This is a genomic window from Lentzea sp. CC55 (assembly GCF_021056325.1).
Lineage (GTDB): Bacteria > Actinomycetota > Actinomycetes > Mycobacteriales > Pseudonocardiaceae > Lentzea > Lentzea jiangxiensis.
Genome location: NZ_JAJCXE010000033.1, coordinates 1 through 14,867, shown reverse-complemented (window position 1 = coordinate 14,867; position 14,867 = coordinate 1). Strand labels below are relative to the sequence as shown.

General features: G+C 70.3%; 11 protein-coding genes. 7 read left to right on the top strand and 4 right to left on the bottom strand.

Translation table 11 applies throughout. From position 1 onward, the window contains the following. Positions 1 to 18: 18 nt before the first annotated feature. Positions 19 to 990: a HAMP domain-containing sensor histidine kinase gene (locus L6E10_RS25420; protein ID WP_236222173.1), complete on the bottom strand. Its 972-nt coding sequence runs from the start codon at positions 988 to 990 to the stop codon at positions 19 to 21. Between the two features lie 23 nt (positions 991 to 1,013). Beyond that, the gene (locus L6E10_RS25415) at positions 1,014 to 1,703 is read right to left on the bottom strand and encodes a response regulator transcription factor (RefSeq protein WP_236222096.1); all 690 of its coding nucleotides are present in this window, start codon (positions 1,701 to 1,703) and stop codon (positions 1,014 to 1,016) included. A gap of 83 nt (positions 1,704 to 1,786) precedes the next feature. Here L6E10_RS25415 and L6E10_RS25410 point away from each other — a divergent pair, with 83 nt between their 5' ends. The 4 genes from L6E10_RS25410 to L6E10_RS25395 all read left to right on the top strand — a co-directional run bounded on the left by L6E10_RS25410 (position 1,787) and on the right by L6E10_RS25395 (position 7,853). Continuing rightward, positions 1,787 to 3,958 carry an ATP-dependent RecD-like DNA helicase gene (locus tag L6E10_RS25410; protein ID WP_236222094.1) on the top strand — a complete coding sequence of 724 codons (2,172 nt, stop codon included), beginning with the start codon at positions 1,787 to 1,789 and terminating at the stop codon, positions 3,956 to 3,958. Positions 3,959 to 4,305: 347 nt separating this feature from the next. Next, on the top strand, positions 4,306 to 5,586 hold the full coding sequence (locus L6E10_RS25405; protein ID WP_236222092.1) for a M14 family zinc carboxypeptidase: 1,281 nt from the start codon (positions 4,306 to 4,308) through the stop codon (positions 5,584 to 5,586). A gap of 14 nt (positions 5,587 to 5,600) precedes the next feature. Next, positions 5,601 to 6,680 carry a serine hydrolase gene (locus L6E10_RS25400; RefSeq protein WP_236222090.1) on the top strand — a complete coding sequence of 360 codons (1,080 nt, stop codon included), beginning with the start codon at positions 5,601 to 5,603 and terminating at the stop codon, positions 6,678 to 6,680. Positions 6,681 to 6,761: 81 nt separating this feature from the next. After that, positions 6,762 to 7,853, top strand: coding sequence for a serine hydrolase (locus L6E10_RS25395; RefSeq protein ID WP_236222088.1), 1,092 nt, complete (start codon positions 6,762 to 6,764; stop codon positions 7,851 to 7,853). 74 nt (positions 7,854 to 7,927) lie between these two features. Here the strand turns inward: L6E10_RS25395 and L6E10_RS25390 are convergent, their stop codons facing one another. After that, positions 7,928 to 9,556, bottom strand: a complete 1,629-nt coding sequence (locus L6E10_RS25390) for a glycosyl hydrolase family 18 protein (RefSeq protein WP_236222086.1) — start codon at positions 9,554 to 9,556, stop codon at positions 7,928 to 7,930. 281 nt (positions 9,557 to 9,837) lie between these two features. On the opposite strand from L6E10_RS25390, the gene L6E10_RS25385 reads away from it, so the two are divergent. Then, positions 9,838 to 10,371, top strand: a complete 534-nt coding sequence (locus tag L6E10_RS25385) for an HAD family phosphatase (RefSeq protein ID WP_236222085.1) — start codon at positions 9,838 to 9,840, stop codon at positions 10,369 to 10,371. On the opposite strand, the gene L6E10_RS25380 is transcribed toward L6E10_RS25385, so the two are convergent. Further along, positions 10,361 to 12,769: an AAA family ATPase gene (locus tag L6E10_RS25380; RefSeq protein WP_236222084.1), complete on the bottom strand. Its 2,409-nt coding sequence runs from the start codon at positions 12,767 to 12,769 to the stop codon at positions 10,361 to 10,363. The two genes, L6E10_RS25385 and L6E10_RS25380, sit on opposite strands and share 11 nt — an antisense overlap. Before the next feature lie 204 nt (positions 12,770 to 12,973). On the opposite strand from L6E10_RS25380, the gene L6E10_RS25375 reads away from it, so the two are divergent. Together L6E10_RS25375 and L6E10_RS25370 are read left to right on the top strand one after the other, a co-directional pair. Beyond that, positions 12,974 to 13,687 carry a response regulator transcription factor gene (locus L6E10_RS25375; RefSeq protein WP_236222082.1) on the top strand — a complete coding sequence of 238 codons (714 nt, stop codon included), beginning with the start codon at positions 12,974 to 12,976 and terminating at the stop codon, positions 13,685 to 13,687. Positions 13,688 to 13,782: 95 nt separating this feature from the next. Continuing rightward, a complete protein-coding gene (locus tag L6E10_RS25370; RefSeq protein ID WP_236222080.1) occupies positions 13,783 to 14,694 on the top strand; it encodes a DNA-3-methyladenine glycosylase in 912 nt (303 codons plus the stop codon). The last annotated feature ends 173 nt before the right edge of the window (positions 14,695 to 14,867 follow it).

Sequence of the window (14,867 nt, the reverse complement as noted above, 5' to 3'; positions counted from 1 at the left end):
CAGGTCGTCAGGTGGAGCTCAGCGGGGCAGGGTCACCCGGATGCACGACCCGGGGTCGACCACGGCGATCGTGCCGCCGTGCAGGTCCACCACCCACCGGGCGATGGCGAGACCGAGCCCGGTCCCGCCGCCGCCCGCCCTCTCCCCGCGGGTGAACCGCTCGAAGATCCGCGAACGGTCGGCCAGGGCGATGCCCGGTCCCTCGTCGCGCACCTCCAGCACCACGGATCCCGCGCTCGCGTACCCGGACACGGACACCTTTCCCCCGGTGGGTCCGTGCCGGGCCGCGTTGTCCACGAGGTTCACCAGCACCTGGTGCAGGCGCTCCCCGTCGGCGAGCACGGTCAGGTCTCCCGCGACGTCGATCGAGAACGACGCCGCGGGTGCCGCCACGGCCGCCTCGGCCACCACGTCGGCGACCAGCGAGGACACCGACAGCTCCTCGCGGTTCAGCGAGAGGACGCCGGCGTCGATCTTCGACAGGTCGAGCAGCTCGGTGACCAGCCGTCCGAGCCGTTCGGTCTGCGCCAGAGCTGTCCTCATGGTCGCGGCGTCGGCGACCGCCACGCCGTCGACCACGTTCTCCAGCACGGCCTGCAGCGCCGAGATCGGCGTCCGCAGCTCGTGCGACACGTTCGCGATCAGCTCGCGTCGTTGCCGGTCGGCGGCGGCGAGGTCGGCGGCCATGACCGTGAACGCCTCCGCCAGCTGGCCCACCTCGTCCGACGACGTGGCGCGCACCGAGCGCGTGTAGTCGCCGGACGCCATCGAGCGGGCCGCCGACGTCATCTCCCGCAACGGCGACGTCATGCCGTGCGCGAGCAGTTGCGACGTCAGCAGGCCCAGCCCCAGTGCGATCAGGGTGGTCCGCGGCGGCAGCCACCCCGTCACGTAGCGGAAGTACGCGAACGACACGCACCCCGACACCACGATCACGATCCCGAGCTTGAGCTTGATCGACCGCACCGAGTCGAGCGGGCGCGGCAGCATGTCGAGCCAGCCCAGGACCGTTTTCACGGAGACACCTCCTGGCGGGGGACCTCCAGCGCGTACCCCACCCCGTGCACGGTCCTGATCAGGTCGGCGCCGAGCTTGCGCCGCAGCGCCTTCACGTGGCTGTCGACCGTCCGCGACGACGCCCCCTCGTGCCACCCGCACGCCTCCGCCAGCAGGCGCTCCCGCGCCTGCACGGCGGAGGGGCGTTCCGCGAGGAACACCAGCAGGTCGTACTCGGTGGGCGTCAGGTGCGCCTCGACACCCGCGCGGCGAACCCGGCGGGCGGCGAGGTCGATCACCAGGTCCCCGAGCTCCAGCGACCGCGACGACACCGCCCGCGACACGCGCCGCAGCAGCACGTGCACCCGTGCCGCCAGCTCGCGCATCGAGAACGGCTTCGTCAGGTAGTCGTCGGCCCCCACGGCGAGCCCGACCAGCAGGTCGGTCTCGTCCCCCCGCGCGGTCAGCATCAGCACCGGCACCGACCGCGACGCCTGGATCCGCCGGCACACCTCGAGGCCGTCGAACCCCGGCAGCATCACGTCCAGAACCACCAGGTCGGGCAGGAACGACGCCGCCTGCGCAACCCCCGACGGCCCGTCGTGGGCCACCGACACCACGAACCCCTCCGCCCGCAGCCGCGCGGCCACGGACTCGGCGATCGTGATGTCGTCCTCCACGACGAGCACCCGGCGCTGACCTGTCATGGCGGCGACTCTATGGGCATGTCGTGGAGGACACCGGGACGAGTTGTGAAGATCGTGTGCAGACCTGCGGGTAGGTTCGGGGCATGAACGTCCTCGAAGCGGTCCTGGAGAGGATCACCTACGCCAACGAGGACAACGGCTACACCGTCGCCAAGGTCGACACCGGCAGAGGTGACCTGGTCACGGTCGTCGGCGCGTTGCTCGGCGCGCAGCCCGGCGAGTCGATCCGCATGCGCGGCCACTGGGGTTCGCACCCGCAGTACGGCAAGCAGTTCCACGTCGACGACTACACGACCGTCCTGCCCGCGACGATCCAGGGCATCCGCCGCTACCTCGGTTCCGGCCTGATCAAGGGCATCGGCCCGGTGCTCGCCGACAAGATCGTCACGCACTTCGGCGTCGACGCCCTCGACGTCATCGAGCACACGCCCGAGCGGCTGGTCGAGGTCCCGAAGCTCGGCCCGAAGCGCACCAAGCTCATCGCGGACGCCTGGGAGGAGCAGAAGGCCATCAAGGAGGTCATGGTCTTCCTGCAGGGCGTCGGCGTCTCCACCAGCCTCGCCGTCCGCGTCTACAAGCAGTACGCGGACAAGGCCATCGACGTGGTGAGGGAGGAGCCGTACCGGCTGGCGAGCGACGTCTGGGGCATCGGCTTCAAGACCGCCGACGTCATCGCGAAGGCCGTCGGCATCCCGCACGACAGCCCCCAGCGCGTGAAGGCCGGCCTGCAGTTCACGCTGTCCGAGGCCACCACCGACGGCAACTGCTACCTGCCGGAACAGGCGCTGATCGCCGAGGCGATCAAGATCCTCCAGGTCGACACGGGCCTCGTCATCGACTGCCTCGCGGAGCTCGTCGAGGAGGAGGGCGTCGTCCGCGAGGAGCTGCCGGACGACGAGATCGCGATCTACCTGGTCCCGTTCCACCGCGCCGAGATCTCGATGGCCGCGCAGCTCAAACGCCTGCTGCACGCCGACACCGACCGCATGCCGAGCTTCGCCGCCGTCGACTGGGACAAGGCGTTCGCGTGGCTCGGCACCGAGCTCGAACAGCACCAGGCCGAGGCGGTCAGACTGGCCCTCACGCAGAAGGTCGCGGTGCTGACCGGCGGCCCCGGCTGCGGCAAGAGCTTCACCGTGCGCTCGATCGTCCGCCTCGCCCAGGCCAAGCGCGCCAAGATCGTCCTCGCCGCGCCGACCGGGCGTGCCGCGAAGCGCCTCACCGAGCTGACCGGCCACGAGGCCCGCACGGTCCACCGGTTGCTGGAGCTGCGGCCCGGCGGCGACGCGGCCTACGACCGCGACCACCCGCTCGACGCCGACCTCGTGGTCGTCGACGAGGCCTCGATGCTCGACCTGCTGCTGGCCAACAAGCTCGTGAAGGCCGTCCCGCCGGGTGCCCACCTGCTGCTCGTCGGCGACGTCGACCAGCTGCCGAGCGTCGGGGCGGGGGAGGTGCTCCGCGACGTGCTGGCGCAGGGCAGCCCGATCCCGAACGTCCGGCTCACGCACATCTTCCGGCAGGCCCAGGAGTCCGGCGTCGTCACGAACGCCCACCGCATCAACAGCGGCGACTACCCGATCGTGCAGGGGATGCCCGACTTCTTCCTCTTCAGCGCCGACGAGGCCGAGGACGCGGCGGCGCTGACCGTGGACGTCGTCGCGAACCGCATCCCGCGCAAGTTCCGCCTCGACCCGCGCAAGGACATCCAGGTCCTCGCGCCGATGCACCGCGGCCCGGCCGGCGCCGGCGCGCTCAACGCGGTGCTGCAGGAAGCCCTCACGCCGTCGCGCGACAACCTGCCCGAGAAGCGCTTCGGCGGCAGGGTGTTCAAGCTCGGCGACAAGGTCACCCAGATCCGCAACAACTACGACAAGGGCCGCAACGGCGTCTTCAACGGCACTCTCGGCGTCGTCATCGGCCTGGACACCGTCGAGCAGAAGCTGACCATCCGCACCGACGAGGACGAAGAGGTCGACTACGAGTTCTCCGAGCTCGACGAGCTCAGCCACGCCTACGCGATGACCATCCACCGCTCCCAGGGCAGCGAGTACCCGTGCGTGGTCATCCCGATCACGACCAGCGCGTGGATGATGCTGCAGCGCAACCTGCTCTACACCGCCGTCACGCGGGCGAAGAAGCTCGTCGTGCTCGTGGGCAGCAAGCGGGCCATCGGCCAGGCCGTGCGCACGGTGGGGGCGGGCCGTCGCCACACGGCGCTGGCTCACCGCCTGAGGACCGCGCAGGCGCTCTGAGTTTCGTCAGTCGACGCTGCGCACGATGGTCGGTTCCAGTCCCTCGTCGTCGTCGGTGAGAGAGCCGCGCCAGGGGAAGGAGATCTCGGCGACACCGTCGTCGTAGAGGTGGTCCATGGCATGCTCTCCCGCTTCTTCCTGAGACTGGTGGTGGGCGAACCTCGCTGTCCGTCGAGTCGGTTTCGGCTTCACTGCGCAATAACCGCTGCGGTGCTGAGCCTGATGATATTGATTTTCGTCACATCGTGCCAAGTGGCGCCTTTCGGCGTCTCAAGCACCGGACGGTAATCATCCGGTCGGTCGAACGGAGTGGCGGTGATCGGCCGAACGGCCCATGATCGTCGACCATGCGGACCGCCGTCGCCCTGATCGCCTGCCTGGCCTTCCTCCTGAGCCCCGCACCGGCTCCCGCGGACGGTCCACAAGCGACGTACGTGCTGCGTGTGCCCGCCCCGCTGGGGGACTCCGCGCAACGCCTGCTGGGACTCGGCTACGACGTGCTGGAGCAGCGCGACGGCGACGACCTGTTCGTCACGGGCGACCGGACCACCGCGGACGAGCTCCGCGCGGACGGCTACCGGCCGGCTGTCGAGACGGTCCTGCCCCCGTCCCGCCGAGCGCCGCGCTCTGCCGGGGACACGACCTATTACGGCGGCTATCGGACCGTCACGGCACACCTGGCCCACCTCGACCAGGTCTCGGCCGCGCACCCCGGACTCGCGACGGTCGTCGACTACGGCGATTCCTGGCGCAAGACGCGGGGCAGCGGTGGTCACGACCTGAAAGCCGTCTGCATCACCCGGAAGAAGCCCGGCGACTGCGAGTTGACGCCGACCGCCCCCAAGCCGCGCCTGTTCGTGATGGGGCAGCTCCACGCCCGCGAGATCACCACCGGCGACATGGCGTGGCGGTTCATCGACGACCTGGTCGGATCGGCCGACCTCACCGCGCTGCTCGACGAGCTGGAGGTGTGGGTCGTCCCGATCGCCAACCCGGACGGCGTCGACATCGTCGAGTCCGGCGGCGACACCCCGGTGCTGCAGCGCAAGAACGCCAACGGCACCTGCGCCTCCGGCTCGCGCGGCGTCGACCTCAACCGCAACGCGGGCTCGCACTGGGGCGAGGCCGGCTCGTCCGCGAACCAGTGCAGCGAGGTGTACCGCGGCACGCGCGCCGACTCCGAGGTGGAGGTGCAGGCGCTGGAGTCGTTGTGGCGCAAGCTCTACCGCGACACCCGTGCACCCGGCGACACCGAGGCCGCCACGCAGGACACCACCGGCGCCGTGATCTCCATGCACAGCTACGGCGACTACGTGCTGTTCCCGTGGGGCTGGAGCACGCAGAAGACCGGCAACGACGCCGCGTTGCGCAAGATGGCGCAGGACATGGCCGCCCTGTCGGGTTTCCGCGCCGGCCAGCCGGGAGAGCTCCTCTACAACGCCTCCGGCGCCACGGACGACTGGGTGTACGGCGACCTGGGCGTGCCGAGCTTCGTGTGGGAGATCGGCGCGAGCTCCGGCCGGTGCGGGGGCTTCCTGCCGCCGTTCTCGTGCCAGCAGGAGGTGCACTGGCCGAAAGTGCGTCCCATGCTCGTTTCGGCCATGAAGGCAGCGAAGCGCCCGTATTGAGGCGTTGGGGAGGCATGGGGACACGATCACTGGCCATCGCCACCGCCTGCACGCTGCTCTTCACCGGCACCGCCGCCGCCGACACCCCGAGGATCGACCGCGAGATCGTCCAGGAGGGGCTGGACGAGATCGTCCGCACCGCCGCGCAGGGCGTCCAGCTGCGCGTGACGGACGGCCGGACCCGCTTCACCGCGCGGTCCGGCACCGCGGGACTCCGCGACCCGCGTCCGGTCCCGGCGAACGGGCGGTTCCGCGCGGGCAGCACCACCAAGTCGTTCACCTCCGCCGTCGTGCTCCAGCTCGCCGGGGAGGGCGAGGTCGACCTGGACGCGCCCGTCACCCGTCACCTGCCGGGCCTCGTCGACGACCGGATCACCGTGCGCCAGCTGCTGCAGCACACGAGCGGGCTGTTCAACTACACGGACGCCCTCGACTTCGACCCCCCGGGCTTCGAGCCGATCCGGTACCGGCACTGGGAGCCGGAGGAGCTCGTCGCGCTGGCCACGAGCCGTCCGCTGGAGTCCGAACCCGGCACGAGGTGGCGGTACGGCAACACCGGCTACGTCGTCCTCGGCCTGCTGATCGAGAAGATCACCGGTCAGGACTACGCGGAGGCCGTCTCGCAGCGCGTCCTGAGGCCGTTGCGCCTCGTCGACACGACGTTCCCCGGCGACAGCCCGGACATCCACGGCCCCCACGCCCGCTCGTACGGCCTGGTCGACGGCCGGCCGGCCGACACGACCCGGTGGAACACCACGGTCTTCTGGGCCGCCGGTGACGTCGTCTCGACCACGAAGGACCTCGACACCTTCTACAACGCCCTGCTGGGCGGTGCCCTCCTCGAGCCCGAGCAGCAGCGCGAGCTGACGCGGACCACGGCCGTGAGCCCCGGCTACGGCCTCGGACTGTTCCTCGACGAGGTCTCGTGCGGCGCGACGATCATCGGCCACACCGGCAGCGTGCCGGGCTTCTCGAGCTACGCCTACTCGAGCCCGGACCGGAAGGTCCGGGCGGAGTTCTCCGGCACCACGGGCCTGGGCACCGGCGACCCGACCGAGGCCTACTTCCGCGTGCTCGACGAGATCTTCTGTTGATCGGGACACCAGGGCAAACCCTGAGACGCCGCGCGACCTGGGGTGGATGCGGGCGCCCACCTTTCCCGGCATGGTGGGGGCATGGGGATTCGACTGGTAGCAACGGTTACCGCAACGAGCCTGCTGGCCCTGACCACCGCGGGGGTCGCTTCGGCGGACACCACGGGCACCGACCGCGAGGTCGTCCAGCAGGCCCTGGACCAGATCGCCCAGGGCGGGGGAGCCCTCGGCGTGCAGGCGCGCGTGACGAACGGGCGGCAGCACTTCACCGCCCGTGCGGGCAAGGCCGAGCTCGGCAGCGACAAACCGGTTCCGCTCGACGGCCGGTTCCGGGTCGGCAGCATCACCAAGACGTTCGTCTCGACCGTGCTGCTGCAGCTCGCGGGCGAGGGCAGGGTCGACCTGGACGCACCGGTCGTGCGCTACCTGCCCGGCCTGGTCGACGGGCGCATCACCGTCCGGCAGGTCCTGCAGCACACGAGCGGCCTCTACAACTACACCGAGGCGTTGCCGCTCAGCCCGGACGAGTTCGAGAAGATCCGCTACAAGCACTGGTCGCCGCAGGAGCTGCTCGCGATCGCCACGGCCAAGCCGCTCGACTTCGAGCCGGGCACGAAGTGGAACTACTCCAACACCAACTACGTCGTCGCGGGCCTGCTCGTCGAGGAGCTGACGGGCAAGCCGTACGAGAAGGCGGTCGAACAGCGGATCATCAAGCCGTTGCGCCTCGGCGACACCGAGGTCCCGGGCGACAGGCCGACCATCAAGGGCCCGCACGCGCACGGCTACTGGACGGCGAACGGCAAGCCGTCCGACATCACCCGCATCAACCCGTCCGTCGCGTGGGCGGCCGGTGAGATGATCTCGACGACCCGCGACCTGGACACGTTCATCGTCGCGCTGTCGAGCGGGAAGCTGCTCAAGCCGGCGCAGCAGCAGGAGATCGCCAAGACCACCGAGGTCAGCCCGAACTACGGTCTCGGCCTGGCCGTGCAGACCGCGCCGTGCGGCACGAAGGTCTGGGGCCACGGCGGCGGCATCCCCGGCTACTCGACGGAGCTGCTGTCGACGCCGGACACCAAGAAGCGCCTGGAGCTCTCGGCCACGAGCACGCCCACCCCGGGCGATCCCGGTGACGCGTTGGGCAAGATCCTGAACGAGGTTTTCTGCTGATTTTCGGGCGAACGAAAGGGGAGCTGGGCTGACCAGCTCCCCTCCCGGCGTTCATGAAGGACGACCCGGGTGGACTACCCGAGGGCGTTCTTCATCGCGGTGATCAACTCTCCGTTCGCGGTGTCACCCGTGAGCTCCCAGAAGAACGCGCCGCCGAGACCCTGGCTGCGTGCCCACTGGATCTTGCTGGTGATCGTCTGCGGGGTGTCGTAGCTCCACCACTGGCCGTTGCAGAACGCGTAGGCCGTGCCGGCGATGGTGCCGGTGGCGGGGCACTTCGTCTTCAGGACCTTGTAGTCCTCGATGCCCTGCTCGAACGTGCCGGGAGCCGGACCCGTCGCGGTACCGCCGGGGGCGGCCTGCGTGACGCCCGTCCAGCCGCGGCCGTAGAAGCCGATGCCGAGCAGGAGCTTGCTCGCCGGAACGCCCTTGCCGCGCAGCTTCGAGATCGCGGCCTCGGAGTTGAAGCCGGCGGTCGGGATGCCGGGGTACGACGTCAGCGGGGAGTGCGGAGCCGTCGGGCCCTGAGCCGCCCACGCACCGAAGTAGTCGTACGTCATGACGTTGTACCAGTCGAGGTACTGCGACGCGCCGCCGTAGTCGGCCGCGTCGATCTTGCCGCCGGCGGAGCCGTCAGCGGTGATCGCAGCGGTGACGAGGAAGTTCTGGCCGAACTTGGTGCGCAGCGCCTGCGCCATGTTCTTGAACGCCGCCGGGCCGCTCGTGTCGCACGACAGGCCACACGCGTTCGGGTACTCCCAGTCGATGTCGATGCCGTCGAACAGGCCGGCCCAGCGCGGGTCCTTGAGCAGGTTGTAGCAGGAGTCGACGAACGCGGGCAGGTTCCGCGACGCCTCTCCGAAGCCGCCGGACCAGGTCCAGCCACCGAACGAGTACAGCACCTTGATGTGCGGGTACTTCTTCTTCAGCTTGAGCAGCTGGTTGAAGTTGCCGCGCACCGGCGCGTCCCACGTGTCCGCGACGCCGTCGACGCTCTCCGCCGCGGTCATCGCCTTCTCGATCGCGGGGAAGGCCTCACCGATGGTGCACTTGCCGCCGACCACGTTGCCGAACGAGTAGTTGATGTGCGTGAGCTTCGACGCCGAACCCGAGGTGTCGATGTTCTTCACCTGGTAGTTGCGCGCCGGGTACACACCCCACTCGGCGAAGTAGCCCAGGTTGATCTTCCCGGGAGGCGGCGGCGGACCGGTGGTGGTCGTCGTCGTGGTCGTCGTCGTGGTCGTCGTGGTGGTGGTGGTCGTCGACGTCGTGGTCGTGGTGGTCGGGTTGGTCCCGCCCGCCTCGCACGAGCCGCCGTTGAGCTTGCAGTTGGTCGGCGCACCGAACGTGCCGGTGTACGAGCCGTTGAAGCCGAAGCTCACCGACCCGCCGACACCGATGTTGCCGTTCCAGGTGTTCTTGACCGTGACGGTCTGGCCGCTCGTCGTGTAGGAGCCGTCCCACAGCGACGTGACGCGGTGGTTCGCCGGGAGCGTGAACTCGACGGTCCACGACGTCAGGGCCGCCGCGCTGTTGTTCGTGATCGTGTACTTGCCCTCGAAGCCCGTTCCCCAGTCCGAACCCTTGGAGAACGTGGCGGAAACGCCACCGGCGCCGCTGGCAGCGGGCACGACGACGATTCCGAGGACCATCGCGGCGACTGCCGCGAAGAGAGCAGCTAGATGCCATCGGAACTTGGACATCGGTCTCCTCAGTTGCAGGGGGTACCGGAACGATGTGGTCCAGACCACTCGAAGGTCAAGGTCTAGACCTCTTCCGTCACTCGAACGGAGCAGTCCGAAAACGGTTCCGAGATGCTGGTTGACCGATTTCTGTCCGGTAGGCGAACGCGCGGTGGGCCCACGAGACGGAGCCCTCCATCTCGTTCAAGACCAAAGCTTTCCCACGGCCGAGTTCGCACCATCGGGTCACACCCGTCCCTCTGCCGCGCGTACCCGGCGGCGGTGCCCCGACCATGATCGACATGACGCTCCTCGCCACCGTCTTCGACCTCGACGGCGCCCTCGTGGACAGCGCGGCGACGCGCGTGCTGTCGGAGTGCGTGGACGGCATGGCCGACGCGATCGCACGTGGCACGTTCGGGCTGCGGCCGGGTGCGGCGGACCTCGTCGCCCTGGCGGGGGAGCTCGGAGCCGTCGGGCTGGTGTCGGAGGCACCGCGCCGGTACGTGCGGGCCGCCGCCTCGGCGTCCGGCATCCTGCGGCACGTGCAGGTCGTCGTGAGCGGCGAGGACGTGGCGAACGGCAAACCGGCGCCGGACCCCTACCTGGCCGCCGCGCGCAGGCTGGGCCTCGGCCCCGCGCAGTGCCTCGCGGTCGAGGACTCCGGTCCCGGCATCCGCTCGGCCCACGCGGCCGGGATGACGGTGCTCGCGATCCCCGGCGCCTCCGCCGACCTCGACGCGCTCGGGCTGGCCGCCTGCCGGGCCGCCGACCCGCGGGCCGCCGCCAAGGCGATGTGCCGGCTGTGGGTCGACGTCTACGCGCTCAGCCGATAGCCCGTTCCGCGCCCCAGGCGGCGATGTCCTCCCGGCTGCGCAGGCCGAGCTTGTCCCGCAGCCGGTGCAGCCGCGATGCGACAGTCCGCAGCGACACGTTCAGCCGGTTCGCGATTTGCTGGTTCGTCAGCCCTGTCGCGAGCAGCGCGATCACGCGCCGTTCGTGGTCGTCCAGCGCGTCGAAGGCCGCCTCCGTGCGGTCCAGCCACACCTCGTCGTGGATGACCGCCTCGGTTTCGGCAGCGGTCAACGGCGTGGCAGCGGCGTCTGCGCGCGCAACGGGCAGCATCAGCCGTGCGGTGCGCATCGCGCCGGCGACCTTCTCCCTCCAGAACGGGTTCGGCACCACGCCGACGGACCGGCGCATGGCCCGTCCAGTGGCTTCCAGCCGTAGCGCGCGCTCGGCCTGACCCCGCGTCACGGCGACCACGGCCAAGCCCTCCAGGGCGTCCGGTGCGGTCAGCGGGTTGAGGCCGTCCATCCGCAACGCCTCCTGGAACGCGTGCGTGGCCTCGTCGAGCTCGTCCTGCACCAACGCGACCGCGCCGCGTGTGTTCAGAGCGGAGGCGATGCGCGCGGGAACGCCCGACGTGCGCGAGATGGGCAACGCCTTCATGACGTTCTTCTCGGCACGTTCGTGCTTGCCGAGCGACAACGCCGTGCGCGCGAGATCGACCAAGCACGCCGCACGGGCGAGAGGCTCGCCCAAGAGCTCCGCGACGCGCAGGCACTCGGTGCCGTTCTGGTCCGACGCCTCCCACTCGCCGGACGACTGCTGCACCGCCGCCAGCGTGCTGCGGCAGCTCATGACCAGCGCCGGCAGCCCGCTGGCCGCCGCCAGGCGCAGGGCCTCGCGGGACAGGCCGGCGGCCTCGTCGTGATCGCCCTGCTCGGCCGCGAACCGGGCGGCGTGGCTCAGGGCCACGCACCGGTAGTCGTCGCGGGGGGACGGTCGCCGCAACGCGTCGCGCAGCATCACCCGCGCCTGGCCGAGCCGTCCGCGCCGCGCGGCGCAGTCGGCCAGCGCGGAGGTGAGGAGCAGCAACCGTTCGTCGCCGCGGCCTGCCGCCCACTCGACCGTGCCGAGCAGGCTGTCGACGTGGTCGTCGAGCTTGTGCTGCACCTGCGCGGGCACCGACAGCGGCGAGGTGATCAGCACGTCCGAGAGGTCCGTGAACCACCGGGCGAGCGCCTCGTAGGCGATGTCGGCCTCGCCCGCGGCCAGCAGCTTCTCCCTGGCGTGCAGGCGGACGGTCTCCAGCTGCCGGAACCGGGTCGTGCCGGGGATGGCCGCCAGCAACGACTTCGCCTGCAGCCGCGACAGCACGTCGAGCACCGGTTCCGCCGACCGCTCCGACGAGCACACCTCCGTGGCCGCCGCCAGGTCGAAGCCGCCGTCGAACACGCTCAGCCTGCGCAGCGCGAACTGCTCGTCCGGCCGCAGCAGCCGGTAGCTCCAGTCGATGGCCTCGCGCAGCGAGCTCTGGCGCGACGGCGACTTCCGGCAGCCGAGCGTCAGCAGTTCGAGCGGCTCGTCCATGCGGTCGCAGATGTCCGTGACCGGCAGCAGCTGCACCCAGCGCGCCGCGAGCTCGATGGCGAGCGGCATGCCCTCCAGCCGTGCGCACAACAACGCGACCGCGGCGGTGTTCCCGGCCGTCAGCCGGAAGTCGGGCTTGCGCTCGCGGGCCCTGTCCACGAACAGCTTCACCGCCTCCGACCGCGGCGCCGCCGTCGTGACCAGGTCCCGGTCCGTCGAGGACACCGGCAGCCCCTCGACGTGGAAGCTGACCTCCCCGGTGATCCACAGCGCCTCGCGGGACGTCGCCAGCACCCGCACGCCGGGACAGCGGCTCAGCAACATGTCGGTGAGCTCGGCACACGTGTCGAGGAGGTGCTCGCAGTTGTCGAGGACCACGACGACCTTCATGTTCACGAGCGTCTCGACGACGGTGTCGCGCAACGGCTCGTCCGGCCGCTCAGCCACCTCCAGCGCCCGGGCGAGGGCGGGCAGGACGTCCGCCGGGGCGGTGACGGCGCCGAGCTCGACGAGCACGACCCTGTCGGTCCGGCCGCGCCGCAACCGGCCCGCGCTCTCCAGCGCGAGACGCGTCTTGCCCGCACCCGCACTGCCCACGAGCGTGACGAGACGATGCCGGCGCAACAGCTGGTCGAGCTTCGACAGCTCCTGCTGGCGGCCGACGAACGTGTCGCGCGCGGCGGGCAGGTTCGACAGCACGCGCAGGTTCTGCCTGGTCGCGGGCGCCGCCGTCGTCACGGTGACCCGGCGGCGGTACGCCCGTTGACGGCACGCGTTGGAGCAGTAGGACCTGCGTTGCTCGGAGGTGGCGGGAGGCAGCGCGCCGTCGCACGAAGCACAACGTCCGGTGCTGGTCATGAGTCCTTCTCCTCAAGCCGTAACGGCAGGCCGTCCCCGTCTCGTTCAAACGTTCCCGCAGGTGGTGGGTGGTGGGCGTCGCCGTGCAACCCGTTACACCTGCGTGCGCGCGAGACGGTGCGCAACCTGGTCGTTATGCCTGCCTTCCCGTGGTGCTCGTTCGGGAACAAACTGGTGACTGGTCCGGTCTGACAGGGAGAAGTCATGGCGTTGACGACGAGCACCTCGTGGGCGAGCGGAGGTCTGCAGCTGGTGAACAAGCCGCGCACGATCACCGTCGGCATCGCCGACGACCAGGTCCTGGTCCGCACGGGAGTGCGCGGCGTGCTGGAGCGCTCCGGCGGCATCGTCGTCATCGGCGAGGCGGGCGACGGCTCCGGTGCCGTCGAGATGGTGCGCCGCCACCGCCCCCAGGTGCTGCTCATGGACGCCTCGATGCCCGGCATGGAAGGCCTCGCCGCCGTCCGCATGGTGCGCAGGAGCGTCCCCGGCACCCAGGTGGTCGTGCTGTGCACGCCGCGGACCGAGGAGATGCTCTTCCCGGCCCTGCGCGCCGGCGCGGCGGGGTTCCTGTTCAAGAACGGCGAGGCCGACACCCTCGTGACCGCCGTGCGCGCCGTCGCCGCCGGCGAAGCGATCCTGTCGCCGTCCGCCACCCGAGCGCTGGTCGACCACTTCACCGGCGCCGACTCGGAACGCCGCGACGCCGCGCGCAGCCGCATCAGCCTGCTCACGCGACGCGAGCAGGAGGTGCTGGTGTACCTGGCGCAGGGCATGGCTAACGCGCGCATCGCAAGGCTCATGTACCTCTCGGAAGGGGCGATCAAGGCCCACGTCAGCCGACTGCTGACGAAACTCCGCTGCGACAACCGCGTCCAAGCCGCCCTCATCGCACGCGACGCCGCCCTTCCCTGCTGAAAACCCACAACAACTCCTGCAGCGGCGCACCAACCAGCCTAGCCACGGATTTTCCCGCCGCGAAGCAGGTCACCCGGTTGGCCCCGTCCGGAATGATGTCGCTTTCCCGCCAGCGTCTCGGTTGGAATGGCGTCATGCTTGGCGGTATGCGGTTGAACACGTTCTCGGAACGGTTGCACTTTCAATCACCTCTGTACCCCGACAACCTGTTCGGCCACCTCATCGCCACCGCCGTACCGGGAGTGGAGGAGTGGCGCGACGGCGTCTACCGACGAACCCTGCGCCTTCCGCACGGATTCGGCATCGCGGCTTTGCGCCCGTTCCCGGACCACGTCGCCTGCACCCTGGAACTGTCCGACTCCCGCGATTCGAACACTGCTCTAGACCTTTGCCGCTTCCTTCTCGACCTCGACACCAATCCATTGACAGTGGATGAGGCTTTGTCCGAAGACCCCCTTTTGGCCCCGTTGGTTTCCGCCGCCCCGGGCCGCCGTGTCCCGCGCACGACCGACGGCGCCGAGTTCGCCATCCGGGCGGTCCTGGGCCAGCAGGTCTCGACGAAGGCGGCCCGAACCCACGCCGCCCGCCTGGTCGCCGCCCACGGCACCCCGGTGGGCGACCTGTACCTGTTCCCGCACTCCTTCGACCCGGCAACCCTCGCCGTCCCGCAGTCGCGCCGCCGCACGATGGCCGCCCTGCTCGCCGCCCTGGACGAGGGCCTCGACCTGTCCCCTCACGCCGACCGCTCAGCCGCGCGTTCCTGGCTCTCGTCCCTGCCGGGCTTCGGTCCCTGGACGGTGGAGACGATCCTGATGCGCGCGCTGGGGGACCCGGACGCGTTCCTGCCGACGGACCTGGGGATCAGGGTGGCGGCGGAGGCTCTGGGACTGCCGACCACCCCCGCCGCCCTGGTGCGGCGGTCGGAGGCGTGGCGGCCTTGGCGGTCTTACGTCGTGCAGCACCTGTGGGCCACCGGGGATCACGAGGTGAACCGCATTCCGGCGTGACTTGGCGAGGTTGGTGGTGTGGTCGAGGCCGGCGTTGACAACTGTTGTGGCGCACCGGTTCGCTGACTGCTCGGCGTTGATCGCTTTCGCAGCGCCCGCTCGTCGCAGCCGGATCTGATCGTGGCGTTCGGGCCGACTCCAGCCCGCCTCCGCACACCGGTTGACCGCGTCGC

Coding starts and splice junctions, on each gene's coding strand:
- L6E10_RS25420 (WP_236222173.1), bottom strand. CDS start 990: ATGCTGCCGCGCCCGCTCGACTCGGTGCGGTCGATCAAGCTCAAGCTC.
- L6E10_RS25415 (WP_236222096.1), bottom strand. CDS start 1,703: ATGACAGGTCAGCGCCGGGTGCTCGTCGTGGAGGACGACATCACGATC.
- L6E10_RS25410 (WP_236222094.1), top strand. CDS start 1,787: ATGAACGTCCTCGAAGCGGTCCTGGAGAGGATCACCTACGCCAACGAG.
- L6E10_RS25405 (WP_236222092.1), top strand. CDS start 4,306: ATGCGGACCGCCGTCGCCCTGATCGCCTGCCTGGCCTTCCTCCTGAGC.
- L6E10_RS25400 (WP_236222090.1), top strand. CDS start 5,601: ATGGGGACACGATCACTGGCCATCGCCACCGCCTGCACGCTGCTCTTC.
- L6E10_RS25395 (WP_236222088.1), top strand. CDS start 6,762: ATGGGGATTCGACTGGTAGCAACGGTTACCGCAACGAGCCTGCTGGCC.
- L6E10_RS25390 (WP_236222086.1), bottom strand. CDS start 9,556: ATGTCCAAGTTCCGATGGCATCTAGCTGCTCTCTTCGCGGCAGTCGCC.
- L6E10_RS25385 (WP_236222085.1), top strand. CDS start 9,838: ATGACGCTCCTCGCCACCGTCTTCGACCTCGACGGCGCCCTCGTGGAC.
- L6E10_RS25380 (WP_236222084.1), bottom strand. CDS start 12,769: ATGACCAGCACCGGACGTTGTGCTTCGTGCGACGGCGCGCTGCCTCCC.
- L6E10_RS25375 (WP_236222082.1), top strand. CDS start 12,974: ATGGCGTTGACGACGAGCACCTCGTGGGCGAGCGGAGGTCTGCAGCTG.
- L6E10_RS25370 (WP_236222080.1), top strand. CDS start 13,783: ATGTCGCTTTCCCGCCAGCGTCTCGGTTGGAATGGCGTCATGCTTGGC.